This is a genomic window from Roseburia hominis (genome assembly GCA_040702975.1).
GTDB classification, from domain to species: Bacteria; Bacillota; Clostridia; order Lachnospirales; family Lachnospiraceae; genus Allocoprococcus; species Allocoprococcus hominis_A.
The window spans coordinates 2738370-2756923 of the sequence record CP159990.1 but is presented as its reverse complement, the minus strand read 5'-3'; the positions used below and the strand labels follow the sequence as shown (position 1 = coordinate 2756923).

General features: G+C 49.7%; 19 protein-coding genes and 1 pseudogene. All 20 read left to right on the top strand.

Going from position 1 to position 18554, the window contains the following annotated elements; genetic code table 11:
• Nucleotides 1-127 precede the first annotated feature (127 nt).
• The 20 genes and pseudogenes from rimP (at nt 128) to ABXS75_12680 (ending at nt 18545) form a co-directional block, all read left to right on the top strand.
• Nucleotides 128-595: a ribosome maturation factor RimP gene (gene rimP, locus ABXS75_12775; protein XCP83941.1), complete on the top strand. Its 468-nt coding sequence runs from the start codon at nt 128-130 to the stop codon at nt 593-595.
• Between the two features lie 21 nt (nt 596-616).
• Entirely contained in the window at nt 617-1834 is a 1218-nt protein-coding gene (nusA, locus tag ABXS75_12770) for a transcription termination factor NusA (protein ID XCP83940.1), read from the top strand.
• Nucleotides 1835-1857: 23 nt separating this feature from the next.
• Nucleotides 1858-2136 carry a YlxR family protein gene (locus tag ABXS75_12765; protein ID XCP83939.1) on the top strand — a complete coding sequence of 93 codons (279 nt, stop codon included), beginning with the start codon at nt 1858-1860 and terminating at the stop codon, nt 2134-2136.
• On the top strand, nt 2123-2446 hold the full coding sequence (locus ABXS75_12760; protein XCP83938.1) for a ribosomal L7Ae/L30e/S12e/Gadd45 family protein: 324 nt from the start codon (nt 2123-2125) through the stop codon (nt 2444-2446). Before ABXS75_12765 ends, ABXS75_12760 begins: the two co-directional genes overlap by 14 nt.
• Before the next feature lie 13 nt (nt 2447-2459).
• The gene (gene infB / locus ABXS75_12755; GenBank protein XCP83937.1) at nt 2460-5486 is read left to right on the top strand and encodes a translation initiation factor IF-2; all 3027 of its coding nucleotides are present in this window, start codon (nt 2460-2462) and stop codon (nt 5484-5486) included.
• Between the two features lie 42 nt (nt 5487-5528).
• Complete coding sequence (gene rbfA, locus ABXS75_12750) at nt 5529-5906, top strand: 30S ribosome-binding factor RbfA (protein XCP83936.1); 378 nt, start codon at nt 5529-5531, stop codon at nt 5904-5906.
• On the top strand, nt 5903-6883 hold the full coding sequence (locus ABXS75_12745; GenBank protein ID XCP83935.1) for a bifunctional oligoribonuclease/PAP phosphatase NrnA: 981 nt from the start codon (nt 5903-5905) through the stop codon (nt 6881-6883). The genes rbfA and ABXS75_12745 overlap by 4 nt, the downstream gene beginning before the upstream one ends.
• 24 nt (nt 6884-6907) lie before the next feature.
• Entirely contained in the window at nt 6908-7831 is a 924-nt protein-coding gene (truB, locus tag ABXS75_12740; protein ID XCP83934.1) for a tRNA pseudouridine(55) synthase TruB, read from the top strand.
• 152 nt (nt 7832-7983) lie between these two features.
• Complete coding sequence (locus tag ABXS75_12735; protein ID XCP83933.1) at nt 7984-8922, top strand: bifunctional riboflavin kinase/FAD synthetase; 939 nt, start codon at nt 7984-7986, stop codon at nt 8920-8922.
• Nucleotides 8922-10565 carry a Na/Pi cotransporter family protein gene (locus ABXS75_12730; protein XCP83932.1) on the top strand — a complete coding sequence of 548 codons (1644 nt, stop codon included), beginning with the start codon at nt 8922-8924 and terminating at the stop codon, nt 10563-10565. The genes ABXS75_12735 and ABXS75_12730 overlap by 1 nt, the downstream gene beginning before the upstream one ends.
• 123 nt (nt 10566-10688) lie before the next feature.
• Nucleotides 10689-10955, top strand: a complete 267-nt coding sequence (rpsO, locus tag ABXS75_12725) for a 30S ribosomal protein S15 (protein ID XCP83931.1) — start codon at nt 10689-10691, stop codon at nt 10953-10955.
• Between the two features lie 365 nt (nt 10956-11320).
• Entirely contained in the window at nt 11321-13408 is a 2088-nt protein-coding gene (locus tag ABXS75_12720; GenBank protein XCP83930.1) for a polyribonucleotide nucleotidyltransferase, read from the top strand.
• 91 nt (nt 13409-13499) lie between these two features.
• Nucleotides 13500-13676, top strand: a complete 177-nt coding sequence (locus ABXS75_12715; GenBank protein ID XCP83929.1) for a DUF6472 family protein — start codon at nt 13500-13502, stop codon at nt 13674-13676.
• A gap of 10 nt (nt 13677-13686) precedes the next feature.
• On the top strand, nt 13687-14550 hold the full coding sequence (locus ABXS75_12710; protein ID XCP83928.1) for an NAD(P)-dependent oxidoreductase: 864 nt from the start codon (nt 13687-13689) through the stop codon (nt 14548-14550).
• Nucleotides 14551-14766: 216 nt separating this feature from the next.
• Nucleotides 14767-15684, top strand: a complete 918-nt coding sequence (gene spoIIIAA, locus ABXS75_12705; protein XCP83927.1) for a stage III sporulation protein AA — start codon at nt 14767-14769, stop codon at nt 15682-15684.
• Nucleotides 15675-16196 (top strand): stage III sporulation protein AB, encoded by a 522-nt coding sequence (locus tag ABXS75_12700; protein XCP83926.1) that lies wholly within the window; start codon nt 15675-15677, stop codon nt 16194-16196. The genes spoIIIAA and ABXS75_12700 overlap by 10 nt, the downstream gene beginning before the upstream one ends.
• A 13-nt stretch (nt 16197-16209) precedes the next feature.
• Nucleotides 16210-16404, top strand: coding sequence for a stage III sporulation protein AC (gene spoIIIAC / locus ABXS75_12695; GenBank protein XCP83925.1), 195 nt, complete (start codon nt 16210-16212; stop codon nt 16402-16404).
• Nucleotides 16405-16534: 130 nt separating this feature from the next.
• On the top strand, nt 16535-16921 hold the full coding sequence (locus ABXS75_12690; protein XCP83924.1) for a SpoIIIAC/SpoIIIAD family protein: 387 nt from the start codon (nt 16535-16537) through the stop codon (nt 16919-16921).
• A 140-nt stretch (nt 16922-17061) separates the two neighbouring features.
• Nucleotides 17062-18251, top strand: a pseudogene (locus ABXS75_12685) (stage III sporulation protein AE).
• 12 nt (nt 18252-18263) lie between these two features.
• Nucleotides 18264-18545 carry a stage III sporulation protein AF gene (locus tag ABXS75_12680; protein XCP83923.1) on the top strand — a complete coding sequence of 94 codons (282 nt, stop codon included), beginning with the start codon at nt 18264-18266 and terminating at the stop codon, nt 18543-18545.
• Nucleotides 18546-18554: the final 9 nt, after the last annotated feature.

Here is an 18554-nt window from a genome sequence, read left to right as displayed (position 1 = left end):
AGTGGACGTTCATCTCGGTTGCCTAGCATATCTAAGTGAAGGCTCAGTGGACTTTTATCTCTGTTGCCTGCGTACTTAAGTCAGCGTTTAATTATATTTTATAAAGTAGTAGAAAGGAAGTAATGGATTGTCTAAAAAAGAAATTTATGAACAAAAAACAGAGGAGATTCTGCTCCCCATTGTGGAAAAGCATGGTTTTGAATTGTGGGATGTAGAATATGTAAAGGAAGCCGGCACCTGGTATCTGCGGGCATACATTGATAAGCCGGGCGGCATCATGATCGATGACTGCGAAGTGGTGAGCAGGGAGCTTTCCGATATTCTGGACGAGAAGGATTACATCGATGAAGCGTATATCCTTGAGGTGAGCTCGCCGGGGCTTGGAAGACCACTTAAAAAAGAGAAGGATTTCGCAAGAAGCCTGGGGGAAGAGGTGGAGATCCGCACATATCGGCCCATCGATAAACAGAAAGAATTTATTGGAATCTTAAAGGATTATGATAAAGATACAGTTACCATTGCATATGAAGACGAAGAGACAAAGACATTTGACAGAAGCGATATTGCACTTGTTCGTCTTGCATTCGACTTTTAGTGACAGGAGGAAGAAAGGAAAATGAATACCGAATTATTAGAAGCACTTACGATTCTTGAGCAGGAGAAGGACATCAGCAAGGATGTCATGATGGATGCCATTGAGAATTCCCTGATCAATGCCTGCAAGAACCATTTCGGCAAAGCAGACAACATCAAGGTTGTGATGGACCGGGAGACATGCGATTACGCCTTGTACCAGGAAAAGACCGTAGTGGAAGAGGTGGAAGATGCGGTAGAGCAGATCAGCCTTGCGGAGGCGAAGATGAAGGATGCCAAGTATGAGTTGGGAGATATCGTGCAGATACCCGTGGAATCCAAGTCGTTCGGCCGGATTGCCACACAGAACGCCAAGAACCTGATTCTTCAGAAGATTCGTGAAGAGGAGCGTAAGGTGATCTACGATCAGTATTTTGAAAAGGAAAAAGATATCGTGACGGGTATCGTTCAGCGCTATGTGGGCAATAACGTCAGCATCAACCTGGGAAAAGCAGATGCGATGCTCACCGAGAATGAGCAGGTAAAAGGAGAAAAATTCCAGCCTACCGAGCGAATCAAGCTCTATGTAGTGGAAGTGAAGAATACGACCAAGGGACCGAAGATTCTGGTTTCCAGAACCCATCCGGAGCTGGTAAAACGTCTGTTTGAGGCGGAGGTCACCGAGGTGCGTGACGGTATCGTGGAGATCAAGAGCATTGCCAGAGAGGCAGGCTCACGTACCAAGATCGCCGTGTGGTCCAATGATCCGGACGTAGACCCGGTAGGTGCCTGCGTCGGCATGAACGGAGCGAGAGTCGGCGCGGTAGTGAATGAACTCCGCGGTGAGAAGATCGATATCATTAACTGGGATGAGAACCCGGCGCTTCTAATCGAGAATGCGCTCAGTCCGGCGAAGGTCATTTCCGTTATGGCGGACCCGGATGAGAAGAGTGCGAGCGTGATCGTACCGGATTATCAGCTTTCACTGGCGATCGGTAAGGAAGGACAGAATGCGAGACTGGCAGCCAGACTTACCGGATACAAGATCGATATCAAGAGCGAGACGCAGGCAATCGAGTCAGGCGAACTTCCGGCAAACTATATGGACCTTGCTATGGGTGAAGAATACGTCGGAGAATATGAAGGCGAGTATGAGGAAGAAGTCTATGAGGAAGAACCCTATGAGGAAGGAGCCTATGATGAGGGCGCTTACGAAGGGGAAGAGTATACAGCAGACGACCTGGAGCTTTATGAGGAATAGAAGAATAAATTAGGAGTGATTGTTTGAGCACGACCAAGAAAATACCCATGCGTAAATGTGTGGGATGTCAGAAAATGAAGAGTAAAAAAGAAATGCTGCGTGTTTTGAAGACATCGGAGAATGAATTTGTTCTGGATGCCACAGGAAGGAAGAACGGGCGCGGCGCCTACCTTTGTTTCTCAAAAGAGTGTCTCGATGAGGCAATCAAAAATAAAGGGCTGGAGCGTTCATTTAAGCAGGCGATTCCAAAAGAAGTCTACGAGAATCTGTCAAAGGAACTGGAGGGACTTGAGAATGGATAAAGCCTTGTCACTTCTTGGCCTTGCCACCAAGGCGGGAAAGACACACAGTGGGGAATTCCTGACGGAAAAAGCAGTGAAGGAAGGAAGGGCCCATTTGGTGATCGTTGCAGATGATGCATCTGACAATACAAAGAAGAAATTTCAAAACATGTGTGATTTTTATGAGGTGCCGATTTATTTTTATGGGGATAAAGATACCTTGGGTCATGCAATGGGAAAGGAATTCCGGGCGTCTCTTGCGGTGAGTGATGCAGGATTTGCCAAAGGAATCAAAAAGCAGTTAGAAGAGAAAAAGGATACGATTGCATAGAGGAGGTAGTAAGATGTCGAAATTAAGAGTATATGAGCTGGCGAAAGAACTGAACATGCCGAACAAGGAAATGCTGACGATCCTTCGGGAGAGGGGTATTGACGCGGCAAGTCATATGAGTGTTCTTTCCGAAGACCAGATTGAATCTGTCAGAAGACTGGCAGCGCCGAGAAAGCCGGAGGAGAAGAAGGCACCGGCGCCATCGGATGCAGATAAGGCGACGGAAGCGCCGAAGAAGAAAAAGATTATGCAGGTGTTCCGTCCGCAGAATACCCAGAACGGATCAAGGCAGGGAGCGCGCCAGGGACAGCCGAGAGGAGCCCGTACGCAGGGAAGCACGCCGGGAGCACGCACCCAGGGAGCAGGAGTTGGAGTACGTCCGCAGGGATCAGGCCAGGGAAGCCGCCCACAGGGTAGCGCATCAGGAGTACGTCCGCAGGGGAGTGCATCAGGAGCCCGCCCGCAGGGAAGCACGCCGGGAGTTCGCCCGCAGGGGAGCACGCCAGGTACACGTCCGGCAGGAAGCACGACTGCCCGCCCACAGGGAAATGCGCCGACAGGAAGAGTGCAGGGAGCAGAAAATGTGTCTCGTCCGCAGGCAGGTAACCAGACTGCCCGCCCACAGGGAAATACGCCGGCAGGAAAAGTGCAGGGAACAGAAAATACGTCCCGCCCGCAGAGTGCAGGTCAGAATGTTCATGCACAGAGTACCCAGGGAGGACGCCAGCAGGCAGGCCAGACTGCCCGTCCGCAGGGAAACCGCCCACAGGGAGCCGGCCAGGGAGGACGCCAGCAAAATAACGGCCAAGGCCGCAGCTTCCAGTCCGACAGATCAGGAAGTGATCAGGGAAGAAGAGGACAGGACGGAAGAGGCGAGAACAGAAGAAATGGTTCGGATCAGAGAACGGGACGCTTTTCTGAAGGAAGAAGAGAGGGATTCCAGGGCCGCCGTGATGACAGGAGAGACGACCGTCGCGACGACAGAAAGGATGAGCGCCGCGACGATAGAAGAGATTCACGCCGCGATGACAGGAGAGAGGACCGCCGTGACGACAGAAGGGATTCTCACCGCGACGACAGAAGAAAGAGCGGGCCGGCTATTCCGGCACCGGCCATCGCAGAGCAGAAGCCGAGCCGTTCCAAACCCAAGGATGCACATAAGAAAAAAGAATATAATAGAAATGATGACGGTGAAGACAGAATGTCAAAAGGCAGAAAGGGTAAGAATAATAATACCCAGCCGAAGATGACAAAACCGCAGCCAAAGAAGGAAGCGCAGGAGGAACAGATCAAACAGATCACGATTCCAGAGAGCGTGACCATTCAGGAACTGGCAGATAAGATGAAGATTCAGCCGTCCGTCATCGTTAAGAAACTCTTCCTTCAGGGCAAGATCGTGACGGTAAATCAGGAAGTGGATTTTGCCACTGCAGAAGAGATCGCAATGGAATTTGAAGTTCTCTGCGAAAAAGAAGAAGTTGTTGACGTGATAGAGGAACTGCTGAAGGAGGAGGAAGAGGACGAGAAGAAGATGAAGAAACGTCCTCCGGTAGTCTGCGTAATGGGTCACGTAGACCACGGTAAGACTTCCCTTCTGGATGCGATCCGTAATACCCATGTGATTCAGGGTGAGGCAGGCGGAATCACGCAGCACATCGGTGCGTCCGTAGTAGAGATCAATGGTGAGAGGATCACCTTCCTTGATACTCCGGGACATGAGGCGTTTACGGCAATGCGTATGCGTGGAGCCAATTCTACTGATATCGCGATTCTGGTAGTCGCTGCGGATGACGGAGTAATGCCGCAGACCGTGGAAGCAATCAACCATGCGAAAGCAGCGGGAATTGAGATTGTGGTTGCCATTAACAAGATTGATAAGCCAAGTGCGAATATTGAACGTGTAAAACAGGAGCTTACAGAATATGAACTGATTCCGGAGGATTGGGGCGGAAGCACTATCTTTGTACCGGTATCCGCGCACACCGGCGAGGGTCTTGATGAGCTGATGGAAATGCTTCTTCTGACCGCTGAGGTGATGGAGCTGAAAGCAAATCCGAACCGGCGGGCGAGAGGTCTTGTGATCGAGGCCGAGCTGGACAAAGGAAAAGGACCGGTCGCTACAGTTCTGGTACAGAAGGGTACGCTCCGTATCGGCGACCCGATCGCGGCAGGCTCTGCGTTCGGTAAAGTCCGCGCGATGATGGATGACAAGGGACGGCGCGTAAAAGAAGCGGGACCGTCTACTCCGGTAGAGATTCTCGGTCTTAACGATGTTCCGAATGCCGGAGAAGTATTTGTAGGCTGCGGTAATGAAAAAGAGGCAAGAAGCTTTGCAGAGACCTTCATCAGCCAGGGCAGAATGAAGATGCTCGACGAGACCAGAAGCAAGATGTCATTAGACGATCTGTTTACGCAGATTCAGGAAGGTAATCTGAAAGAGCTGGGTATCGTTGTCAAGGCGGATGTACAGGGCTCCGTGGAGGCAATCAAGCAGAGCCTCGTGAAACTTTCCAACGATGAGGTGGTAGTGAAGATCATCCACGGCGGCGTAGGCGCGATCAATGAATCTGACGTAACGCTGGCTGCGGCGTCGAACGCCATTATTATCGGATTTAACGTGCGTCCTGACGCGGCGGCGAAGGAAACCGCAGAGCGCGAGGGCGTAGATGTAAGATTATATCGCGTAATTTACAATGCGATTGAAGATGTAGAAGCAGCTATGAAAGGAATGCTGGAACCGGTATTTGAGGAGAAGGTACTTGGCCATGCAGAGATCCGTCAGACGTTCAGGGCTTCCGGTGTGGGAACTATCGGTGGTTCTTATGTACTGGATGGTGTATTTGAGCGTGACTGCTCCGTTCGTATTATGCGTGACGGCATCGTGATCTATGACGGCAAGCTGGCTTCCCTGAAGCGGTTCAAGGATGATGTGAAGGAAGTCAGAGCAGGCTACGAATGTGGTTTTGTATTTGAACGCTTCAATGATATCAAGGAAGGCGATCAGGTCGAGGCCTTCAAGATGGTCGAGATCCCGAGATAGCAGGTCAGACTTCTATGAATAAGGAAGGCGGCAAAATAAAATATGAGAAAAAACAGTATTAAGAATACAAGAGTAAATACAGAGGTGCAAAGGGAACTGAGCAATATCCTGCGGGGTGGTATTAAAGACCCCCGCATTGCACCGATGACTTCCGTGGTCGCGGTGGAGGTGGCGCCGGACCTTAAGACCTGTAAGGTATATATCAGTGTGCTGGGGGACGAAAAGGCTAAAAGCGACACGATCAAGGGGCTGCAGAGCGCGGAAGGTTATGTGCGCAGAGAACTGGCGCGGGGACTCAATATGAGAAATACGCCGGAGATCAGATTTATCATGGATGAGTCCATAGAGTACGGTGTGCAGATGTCGAAAAAAATCGATGATGTGACCAGAAATCTAAAAAAAGAGGATGAAGAAGAATGAATAATATCTTGATGGAAGAGATTCAAAAGGCAGACAGGATTGCAATCGGCGGACATGTGCGGCCGGATGGGGACTGTGCAGGTTCGTGTATGGGCCTGTTTCGATATGTGCGTGAGAATTACCCGCAGAAGGAAGTGCATGTTTATCTGGAAGATATCCCGAACACCTTTCTATTCATGAAGGGCAGCGAAGAGATCAGGCATGAGATTTCTGAGGAGCAAAGCTATGATCTCTTTGTGCTTCTGGATTGCGGGGATGAAGGGCGGCTTGGATTTTCCGGGCCGCTTTGCCGGGGGGCAAAGCGTACCGCATGCGTGGATCACCATATCAGCAATCAGGCCACGGCAGATGTGAATGTGATCCATCCGGAAGCAAGCTCTACCTGTGAAGTGCTTTATGAGCTTTTGGAGGATGAGAAGATATCGAGGGAGACTGCGGAGTGTCTTTATACGGGAATCGTACACGATACAGGGGTATTCCGGTATTCCTGCACGCATCCTTCTACTATGCGTATCGCGGCGAAGCTGATGGAAAAGGGCGTGGATCACACGGGAATCATAACCCGGACGTTTGATGAGAAGACCTATGCCCAGAACCATATTTTAGGGCGCGCGCTTTTGGAGAGTTTTCTGTTCATGGACGGAAGATGCATCGTATCTTCCATTACGAAAAAGGTGATGGATTTTTATCAGGTCGCGCCGAAGCATCTGGACGGAATCGTGAGTCAGCTAAAGCTTACGAAGGGCGTCGATGTGGCTATTTTCATGTATGAATTGAAGCCGGGAACGTTTAAAGTGAGCCTGCGGTCCAGCGAGGAAGTTGACGTGAGCCGGATTGCCCAGTATTTCGGCGGCGGCGGTCATGTGCGCGCAGCAGGCTTTACCATGACAGGAACGATGCATGACGTAGTCAATAATTTGTCCCGTCAGATCGAGCTTCAGTTTAAGGCGGATGCCGGGGAACAAAGTGAGAAATAAGCCGGATGAGAAAGCGGGGGTTGGATGCTAAACGGTGTGTTGAATATTTATAAAGAGCGTGGGTACACGTCCCACGATGTGGTCGCAAAGCTGCGTGGGATCACCCGTCAGAAGAAGATCGGCCACACCGGAACGCTGGACCCTGAGGCGGAAGGAGTCCTTCCGGTGTGTCTGGGGAAGGCGACACGGCTCTGCGATATGCTTACCGATAAGGATAAGACCTATGAGACGGTGCTTCTTCTGGGAAAAGAGACGGATACACAGGATATTACCGGAAAAGTGCTACGAGAAGGGGATACGAAGAACCTTAGTGAAGAGCAGGTAAGAGAAGTGATCCGGTCTTTTGAAGGCGGATATGATCAGATTCCGCCCATGTTTTCCGCGCTCAAGGTAAACGGGAAAAAGCTGTATGAGCTTGCGCGCGATGGAAAAGAAGTGGAGAGAAAGCCAAGGCATGTGACCATTTACCGGATTAAGATCCTGGAAATGGCCCTCCCCAGAGTGCGTATGGAGGTGCAGTGCTCGAAGGGAACCTATATCCGGACACTCTGTCATGACATTGGAAGAGCATTGGGCTGTTTTGGGTGTATGGAGAAGCTTAGAAGGACACAGGTTGAGAGATTTAAGATCGCGGAGAGTATGCGTCTTTCGGTGGCAGAACAGTATTTCCGGGAGGGAAAGCTGGAAGAACACATGATAGCTGTCGATGCCATGTTCCCGGGGTATGAGCAGGTGTACCTGAAACCGGAGGCGGACAGGACGGTTCGAAATGGTGGACTGTTCGGCCTTTCGGATATTCTATGGCTTGGCTCCCTCAAAGAGTTTGAGGAGGGAGAAAAAGTCAGAGTGTATGATGAGAACCGGTATTTTATTGCGGTATATGCCTATCGGAGCAAAGAGAAGGATTTCAAAATTGTACGCATGTTTTTTGACAGAATAGAATCATAAGGTGCAAGTAGATTTACAGGAATGTAAAGAGGCTGCACCAAACGGCTTACCCAAGGGCACCCCGTATGGCCATTCGGCCGTTTAACAAGGTATACCCAAGGGTATCCCGTATGGCCATTCGGCCATTTCACAAAGTATAAAGAGGAAACAAGATGGAATATATCAGAGGATTGGAGTCGTACTGTAGTTCGGGCGAGACGGCGGTCACGCTCGGAAAGTTCGACGGTCTGCATCGCGGACATCAGAAACTGATCCGTCAGGTACAGAGATTGAAAGCAAAGTATCATGTACGCTCGGTGGTGTTTGCATTTGACATGCTTCCGCTTTTTGAAAAACTTGAGCTTCCCAGAGAAGGGATCATGAGCAATGAGGAGCGTAGAAGACGCCTGGAGGGTCAGGTGGATGTGCTGCTGGAATGCCCTTTTACGGAAGAAATCAGCAGTATGGAAGCAGAGAGGTTTATCGAAGAGGTATTGTGTGGCATTTTTCATGCGAAATACGTGGTGGTGGGAACGGATTTCCGGTTCGGCCACAATAAACGCGGAGATGCAAAGATGCTGGCGAAGTATGCAAAGCAGTATGGATACGAGCTTTTTGTGGAAGAAAAGGAAATGTACGGCTTAAGGGAAATCAGCAGTACCTATATAAAAGAAGAATTGAGAAAAGGAAATATGGAGACGGTCCGGCACCTTTTGGGGTATCCCTATACAGTGAACGGGACTGTGGAATATGGAAAACAGCTTGGGCGGAGACTGGGATTTCCGACCATCAACGTACACCCGGCGAAGGAGAAGCTCCTTCCACCAAAGGGCGTGTATATTGACAGTGTTAAGATTGACGGAATCTGGTATAATGGAATCGGAAATTTAGGCGTGAAGCCTACGGTGACCGAGGAGCGCCGGCTGTTGATCGAAAGCTATCTGTTTGACTATGAAGGAAATGCTTATGGGAAGGATGTGGAGATTCAGCTTTTTGAGTTTCGCAGGCCGGAACAGAAGTTTGATTCGGTGGAGTGTATGAAAGCGCAGATCGATTCGGATATTGCGTTTGGAAAAGAGTATTTCCGATACAAAAGAAGAGGAGAAGAGTGATGGGTATTACGACAATTTTTCTGCTGTTTGGCGGATTGGGGCTATTTCTGTTCGGAATGCAGCTCATGAGCGACGGGCTGGAGAAAGCGGCGGGCGCGCGGATGCGCAGTATTCTTGAATTTTTTACAAAGAACCGCTTTATCGGTATGATCGTAGGCGTGGTGTTCACGGCGATCATACAGTCGTCGAGTGCGACCACGGTCATGGTGGTCAGCTTTGTAAACTCCGGCCTTATGGATTTGTTTCAGGCAAGTGGCGTGATTCTGGGAGCCAACATCGGTACTACCGTGACAGGACAGTTGATTGCATTTAATCTATCGGATATTGCGCCGTTGTTCGTGATTTGCGGTGTTGTGATGCAGATGTTCTGCAAAAAGACGAATGCGAAGCGAATCGGCGGAGTAATCCTTGGCTTTGGTATCCTGTTCATGGGACTTAGTACCATGGGAAATGCGATGTCTTCTCTTAAGAATTCCCCGCAGATGATTAACCTTGTAACTTCGCTTACAAACCCGCTTATGGGGATTCTTGTGGGAATTGTAATTACGGCTGTCCTTCAAAGTTCATCCGCCACGGTCGGTATCGTCATTTTGATGGCCGGGCAGGGGCTGATCGATTTTGTGATTTGTCCGTATATCGTTCTGGGCTGTAATATCGGATCCTGTATGTCAGCGATGCTTGCGAGCCTTAGTGGAAAGAAGGATGCAAAGAGAGCAGCGCTGATTCATCTGCTGTTCAATATTGTGGGCTCCATAATCACATATCTTGTAATGCTTGCTGCACAGGGGCCGATCACCGGTGCGCTGCTTGCCATGTCAGGCGGTAACCCGGCGAGAGCGGTCGCGAATACACATACGATATTTAAGGTGGCTCAGGTGATTGTACTGTTCCCGTTCATGGGCTGGATCGTAAAGGCAACGTATAAGATTGTCCGTGGCAAAGACCCGTCACAGGATGATGAGTTTGAGCTGTTATATATCGGTGAAAAACAGATCATGACGCCCAGCACGGCAACAGTTGGAGCAATCCGTGAGATCGTACATATGGGTCAGGTGGCCAGCGAGAATCTGACAAAAGGTATGAAAGTATTGTGCGATCCGACTGAGGAAGAGATTCAGGAGATTTATAGTAAAGAGCGTTATATTAATTTCCTGAATCATCGGATCACGGATTATCTTGTAAAAGCGAGCGAGATGGAAATGCCTGTTTCGGATACCCAGATTATCGGCGGACTTTTCCATGTAGTGAATGATATTGAGCGTATCGGCGATCATGCGGAAAACCTTGCAGATTCCGCGAAGCAGATACTGGAGGGAAGCGTACAGCTCAGTGACAAGGCGAAGCAGCAGCTTAAGGATATGACGGAGATGGTACTTAAAATTCTGGATTATTCCCTGGATATGTTTTCGAATAAAAATCAGGAGCACATGCAGGAAATCCTGGATCTGGAGGACGCCATCGATGAACGTGAGAAGAAGCTGCAGAGGTCTCATGTGAAGCGTCTGACGAAGAATAAATGTACGCCTGAGGCCGGAATGATCTTCTCCGACACGGTATCAGGATTGGAGAGAGTTGCGGACCATGCTACCAATATCGCGTTCGCGATCCTTCAGCCGGACGATATGACGGATGAAGATGATTAATGCTTGACAGACGAAGATAGGCGTGATATATTTAAGAAGTTGTGATAACCGGTGTTCGGCAGACGGAGTCTCCAACCGCTGCTTAATACCTGGCATTTATAAGTTTACAGGAGGTAATGAATCATGATTACAAAGGAAATGAAAGAACAGATTATTAAGGATTACGGAAGAACACCTGGCGATACAGGATCTCCGGAGGTGCAGGTAGCGATCCTGACCGCAAGAATCAACGACCTGACCGATCACTTCAAGGCTAACCCGAAGGATCATCACTCCAGAAGAGGTCTTCTGAAGATGGTAGGACAGAGAAGAGGTCTTCTTGCTTACCTTAAGAAGAATGACATCGAGAGATATCGTTCACTGATCGAGAGATTAGGTCTGAGAAAGTAATTTATTTTTTGCGAAGGGCAGTCCTGGGAAGGGGCTGCCTTTTTATATGTTTTCAGGCATAGTTATTTTTTAGTTTCGCAAGCATTGCGTTGTCGGACATAATTATTTTTTGGTTTTGCAAGTATTGCGATGTCAGGAGCAATTGTTTCTCTGTACTGCAAGTATTTTGTTGTTGCGTGTGAATTTTTCTGTCTTGCAAGCGTTTCCGTATTATGGTATAATTATTTAGATTGTGGCAGTGTGCATTGTCCGAGACCACTGAAAAGTGTATTTGCTTTTAACAGCGGATATGACCAAATACATTTTTCAGTAGTTTCGGAATAAGAGCTGCCCGTCTTAATAACATGTAGGAAAAGGAGAACAATATGTATAAGACATATGAGATGGAGCTTGCCGGAAGGACTCTTCGCGTGGACGTTGGAAGAGTGGCCAAGCAGGCGAATGGAGCAGCGCTCATGCATTATGGCGATACGGTGGTATTATCTACAGCGACCGCATCGGACAAGCCGAGAGAGGGAATCGATTTCTTCCCGCTCAGCGTAGAATATAACGAGAAACTTTATGCAGTAGGAAAGATCCCGGGAGGATTTAACAAAAGAGAGGGAAAGGCATCTGAGAATGCGGTTCTTACCTGCCGTGTCATCGATCGCCCGATGAGACCGCTGTTCCCGAAGGATTACAGAAATGATGTGACCCTGGAGAACCTGGTGCTTTCTGTAGATCAGGATTGTGCACCGGAGCTGACCGCTATGCTTGGCTCCGCCATCGCTACTGCGATTTCCGATATCCCGTTCGACGGACCGACAGCCTCCACACAGGTAGGCCTGGTGGACGGAGAGCTTGTATTTAACCCGACCGCAGAACAGCGCAGCAAATCTGACCTTGCTCTTACGGTAGCTTCCACAAAGGAGAAGGTCATCATGATCGAGGCCGGCGCCAATGAAGTGCCGGAGGACAAGATGATCGAGGCTATTTTTGCGGCACACGAAGTGAACCAGAAGGTGATCGCATTCATTGAGACGATTGTTGCGGAGTGCGGCAAGCCGAAACATGATTATGTCAGCTTTGCAGTACCGGAAGAACTGTTCGAGGCTATGAAGCAGGTTGTGACTCCGGAAGAGATGGAAGTAGCGGTATTTACCGATGACAAGCAGACGCGTGAGGAGAATATCCGTCAGGTGACTGCGAAGATGGAGGAGGCTTTCGCAGATAACGAAGAATGGCTCGCTAAGTTAGGTGAGGCTGTTTACCAGTATCAGAAGAAGGTAGTCCGCAAGATGATCCTCAAAGATCACAAGAGACCGGATGGCAGGCAGATCGAAGAGATTCGTCCGCTGGCAGCGGAAGTCGATCTGCTTCCGAGAGTACATGGTTCTGCTATGTTCACCCGTGGACAGACCCAGATCTGTACGGTTACCACCCTGGCTCCGTTATCAGAGGCACAGAGAGTGGACGGACTTGATGAGGCGGAGACCTCCAAGAGATATATGCACCATTACAATTTCCCGTCATATTCCGTAGGTGAGACCAGACCTTCAAGAGGCCCGGGACGCCGTGAGATCGGACATGGCGCATTGGCAGAGAGAGCACTTGTTCCGGTGCTTCCGTCTGAGACAGAGTTCCCGTATGCAATCCGTACCGTATCTGAGACCTTTGAGTCCAACGGTTCCACCTCACAGGCCAGCGTATGTGCATCTTCTATGTCACTGATGGCTGCAGGTGTACCGATCAAGTCCGCAGTGGCAGGTATTTCCTGTGGTCTTGTTACGGGCGAGACCGACGACGATTATCTGGTGCTGACCGATATCCAGGGCCTGGAAGATTTCTTTGGAGATATGGACTTCAAGGTAGCCGGAACCCATAAGGGAATCACGGCAATCCAGATGGATATTAAGATTCACGGACTGACGAGACCGATCATCGAGGAAGCAATCGCACGTACCAGAAAAGCAAGACTCTACATTATGGACGAGGTCATGAGCAAAGCAATCGCAGAGCCGAGACCGGAAGTTGGCAAATATGCGCCGAAGATCATTCAGATGAGCATTGATCCGGCAAAGATCGGCGATGTAGTCGGACAGAGAGGAAAGACCATCAACGCGATCATCGAGAAGACCGGCGTGAAGATCGATATTACCGATGACGGAAATGTTTCCATCTGCGGCGTAGAGGCAGAGAGTATGGAAGAGGCAAGACGCCTGATCCAGATCATCGTTACCGAGTTTGAGGCTGGTATGGTTCTGGAAGGCGACGTTGTCAGCATCAAAGAGTTTGGTGCGTTCATTGAATTTGCACCGGGCAAGGAAGGGATGGTTCACATTTCCAAGATCGCAAAGCGCAGGATCAACCATGTGGAGGACGTGCTGACTCTGGGAGATCATGTGAAGGTAGTCTGCCTTGGCAAGGACAAGATGGGACGCCTTAGCTTCAGCATCAAGGACGTTGCGGAATAGAAAAGAAAGTATTGAAATATATAAGAGTCTCCCGTATGATGGTATGGGAGGCTCTTTTTGGAAGCTGATTTGTAAGAGAGGAAGTGCGTAGATGAGCGGAAAATGCGAGTCTTGTGGTCATTATGAATATGACGAGGAGTATGAGTGTTATGTCTGTCAGATGGAATTAGACCAGGACGAATTATACCGGTTCGTGACAGGAACATACCACGATTGCCCTTATTATTCAAGTGATGATGAATATGCCGTTGTACGGCACCAGATGTAAGGAGGACTTTATGAAAAAAATAGGATTTATCGGCGTTGGTATCATGGGAAAATCCATGGTCCGCAATTTAATGAAGGCTGGCTATGAGTTACATATTTATGCGCGAAATAAAGCCAAGGTGGAAGATGTGACCCAGGAAGGCGCGATTTTCCACGAGAGCATCGGAAGCTGTGTCTCGGACTGCGAGGCGGTGATCACGATCGTAGGTTTCCCGCAGGATGTGGAGGAAATCTACTTTGATGAGGGCGGAATCCTGGAGACGGCTGCAGATGGCGCTTATTTGATCGATATGACGACCACCAGCCCGCAGCTTGCCGAGAAGATCGCAAGAGAAGGCGTAAAGAAGGGATTTCACGTATTGGACGCCCCTGTGACCGGCGGAGATACCGGAGCGAAGGCGGGCACACTCTCAATCCTGGTCGGCGGGGAAAAGGAAGACTATGAGGCGTGTATGCCACTTTTTGAGGCGATGGGAACGAACATCAATTACCAGGGGAAAGCCGGCTGCGGACAGCACGCGAAGCTGGCGAACCAGATCATGATCGCAGGAACTTTAAGTGGAGTGTGCGAGGCGCTTGCTTATGGCAAGGCCAAAGGACTTAATATGGAGACGCTGCTTAAATCTGTTTCTACCGGCGCCGCGGGGAGCAAACAGCTTGATACCTTTGGGCCGAAGATCCTCGCAAAAGACTATGCGCCGGGATTCTTTATGAAGCATTTTATCAAGGACATGCGTCTGGCGCTGATCGAGGCAAATATGAGCAACTTGAGTCTTGAGGTCTTAAGTCTGGTTCTGGCAAATTATGAAGAGCTGGAGGCGGAAGGTATGGGAGATCTGGGGACCCAGGCGCTTATTAAGTATTACGTGCAGTAGTTCGCGCCATGAAAGAAATGAGTAGGTTAATAAAAGGTTTTTAACTTCCAGTTGTCGATGTGGTTTTAGCGGATTGGAATTTTGAACGCATTTGGTTTTAGATAAGAAAATATGGACAAGAACTTCTGTATGACGGCTCAGGCTGTTGTAGCAGGAGTTCTTTTTTTAGAATAAATCGCCTTCCTGTCCCATATATTGTCTAAAGAGGTGGACAAAATGGTTAATAAGAAGAGACGACAAATGATGGATATGCTTCCGCAGGCGATCAGGCAGCGGCTGGAACATGGTGGGATTCTCCCGGACAAGGTACAGGAGATCCGTTTGCGGGAAGACAGGCCTCTTATCGTATGCGAGGGAGGGAAGGAGGTCCTGCTTCCGCATAGAGTGACGAAAGAGGAATTGAGGGATACGCTGGAGCATTTTGCGGAATATTCCTTATATGCATACGAACACGAGCTGCGCCAGGGATTTATCACCGTGGAGGGAGGACACCGGGTCGGCGTGGCGGGGAAAATCATACCGGAGGAGGGAAAGGTCCGCAATTTTCAATATATTTCTTCCGTAAATATCAGAGTCTGTCATGAGATTCTGGGCTGCGCAGACCCGGTATTTCCCGGGATTCTTCAAGATGGAAGGATTTGTCATACTTTGATCATCTCCCCGCCGGGGTGCGGGAAAACGACGCTTCTTCGGGATATGATCAGGCAGATTTCAGATGGGAACCGTTACATAGAGGGGAAAAATGTGGGCGTGGTAGATGAGAGGTCGGAGCTTGGCGGCTGCTACCAGGGAGTGCCGCAGAATCAGCTTGGCTTAAGGACCGATATCCTGGATAACTGCCCCAAAGCGGAGGGGATGATGCTGATGATCCGCTCCATGTCCCCGCAGGTGCTTGCGGTAGATGAGATTGGCTCACAGCGGGATGTGGAGGCCGTTACCTGTGCCATGCACTGCGGGGTTATCATACTGGCTACCGCACACGGGGATTCTCTTGAAGAAATCAGGGAAAAACCGTTTTTGAAGGAACTTGCTAAGGGGCATTATTTTGAAAGGTACGTTCTTCTGGGAGGCGGGGGAGGTCCCGGAAAGATCCGGGGAATATATGACGAACGGGGGAGACAGATATGTTCTTAAAAATAATCGGCTGCCTTGCGATCCTGACGGCGTCTTCCGGGTATGGGCTTGCAAAAGGGCTGGAATATAAGAGACAGGTGGAGGAAATGAGCGCGATCGAAAGAATTATCTGGCAGCTTCGGGGAGAAATCACCTATATGAAGGCGCCGCTTCCCGATGTGTTCAGGCGTGTGGGAGGCCGGCTAAAAAATCCATACAGGGAATGGCTGTATGTTCTTTCGGAGGAGTTAAAAGGTTGTGGGAAGGAGAACTTCCAGCAGATATGGGAGCGGGTCACGCGCGAAAAACTAAGAGGGATTTCGCTGCCAAAGAGCGAATGGGACGAGCTTCTTCGGCTGGGCGGCCAGATGAGGTATCTGGATATACGGATGCAGGAGATGGCGCTCGACTGGTACGGGAATCAGATGCAGGGAAGAGAGGCAGCCATGCGGGAGGTGCTGGAACAAAAGAGGAAACTTTTCGCGTATCTGGGCGTGATGGGCGGAGCATTTCTTGTGATTTTACTGATATGAGCGGGAGGAGCGTATGAGTGTAAATCTGATATTTAAAATTGCGGCTGTCGGGATACTGGTGTCAGTTCTAAGTCAGGTGCTGAAGCATAGTGGAAGAGAAGAACAGGCATTTCTGACCAGTTTCGCAGGACTTCTTCTGGTGCTTTTTTGGATCATACCCTACATTTATGAACTGTTCGAAAATATACGGAGACTGTTTGCCCTTTGAGACCATGACTTAAGGCAGGGAAAAGAGTCAGAAAAGTGCGAAATGACGGTGGGATGCAAAAAGAAGCAGAACCGGGCGGAAAAAGGAATGCGCGAAGGGATAAGCGAAGCGGCAGAAGGTGGAGGGAAAAATGACAATTTTACAAATAGCGGGAATAGGGATTGTGGGGGCGCTGCTTGCCCTGCAATTAAAATCGGCAAAAAGTGAATATGGCGTGTACCTGGGGATCGCCGTCAGCCTGGTTCTGTTTTTCGCCATGAGCGGGAAGCTGGGAATCATTCTGGAGACGGTAAGCCTGATCGGGAAAACGCTTCACTTGGAGCAAGCGTATCTTGCCGTGATGCTGAAAATGCTGGGAGTCACCTATATTGCGGTATTTGCCGCGGACATCTGCAAGGATGCGGGGTACCAGACTATCGCCGGGCAGATCGAGATTTTCGCGAAACTTACGATCCTCGCGCTGGGTATGCCGGTTTTTCAGGCGCTCTTGATAACGATACAGGATTTTTTAAAGTAAAAAAGTGAGAGTTGCGGGTGAAGAGATGAGCGAAGTTCGAAGGGAGGTGACGAGGGGTGAACGGAAAGCGAAAAAAATGGCTGGCGGTGTTTCTTCTGACGGCTCTGGCCGTCTGTGGAGGGAGATGTATAGGCAGTTGCATGTACCAGGTTCAGGCAGAGGAAACGGATCAGACGGCAAAGGAGGAAGTCGAGGAGAAACAAGAGCGGGTGGAAGAAACGGATAAGGAGGCAAAGGAAACGGTTGAGACAGAACAGGAGGAAGCCGCAGAAGTACAGGAGCAGGCGGAAGAAATGATTCTGGGCGAACTGGACTTTGGCGAACTGGACCGGGCGGTCAAAGAAGTATTTCCAAAGGAGCGGATTACCTTCGAGGATCTTTTAGATGCACTGTTAAATGGCGAAGAAACGCTGCCGAAGGAGATGGTGGCTGGATATGTTTCCGATGCGATGTTCTATGTGCTGAAGGCGAATAAATCTGCCATGATCTCCCTGTTGTTACTGGTGATCGCGGCAGCAGTTTTCTCGAATTTTTCTTCCATATTTGGAAGCGGCCAGGTGGCACAGATCGGATTTTACATTGTATATATGTTGCTCGTTGTGACGTGTCTCCAGGGATTTAAGGCCACAGTCCAGGAAGTGACAGAGAACTTGGGCAGCTCACCGGCTTCATGCAGGTGCTTTCCCCGGTATACTTTCTTGCCATGGCCATTGCGGTGGGGAGCGTGAGCGCGATTTCATTCTACCAGATTACCTTGCTTTTGATCTATCTGGTGGAACTGTTCATTCTTCACTTTTTGCTGCCGCTGATCCATGTTTACCTGATGCTTGAGGTCATCAATTTCCTTTCGGAGGAGGCGTATTTGACGAAGCTGGCGGAGCTGGTGCAGACCCTGATCGGGTGGAGCCTTAAGACTCTCCTGGCGGTTGTGACAGGACTTGGCTTCCTGCGCGGGCTGATCGGACCTGCAGTAGATGCGGTAAAACGCAGTACGCTCACCAAAGGGGCGGAGATGATTCCGGGAGTGGGGGACGCCATCAGCGGCGTGACAGAGATTATCCTTGGAACCGCCGTGATGCTGAAAAGTGGAATCGGAGTGGCAGGCGCCGTCCTGGTGGTGGGAATCTGTCTGATCCCAATTCTCAATATGGGAATCCTGACGTTGTTATATCGGGGGATGGCAGCTTTAATCCAGCCGATTTCGGACAAAAGGATCGTGGAACTGGTGAACAGCGTCGGGGTAGGGTGCCAGATGCTTTTACAGGTCGTTTTCACAACGGGAGTTCTGTTCCTGATCACGATCGCGGTGGCGGCTGCCGCAGCGCGCTAGAGGAGGAATGTTATGTTTGAATATCTATATGAATGGCTGCAAAACCTGGCGTTTTATATGATTCTTGTCACCGCAATCATGCATGTGATCCCGAGCGGCGGCTACGAGAAATATATCCGGTTCTTCTGCGGCCTGATCCTGGTCATTCTTCTGGCGGCCCCGCTTTGCAGCATGTTCGGGGCAGGCACACAGTTTCAAAAGGTGTACAAGGAGGCGGAGGATATGCGTTTGCAGAGGGAAATGGAGGAAGCCGCCGCGTACATTGAAAATATGGAAAATCCGTTTCAGGAGTAAGGAGGGAGT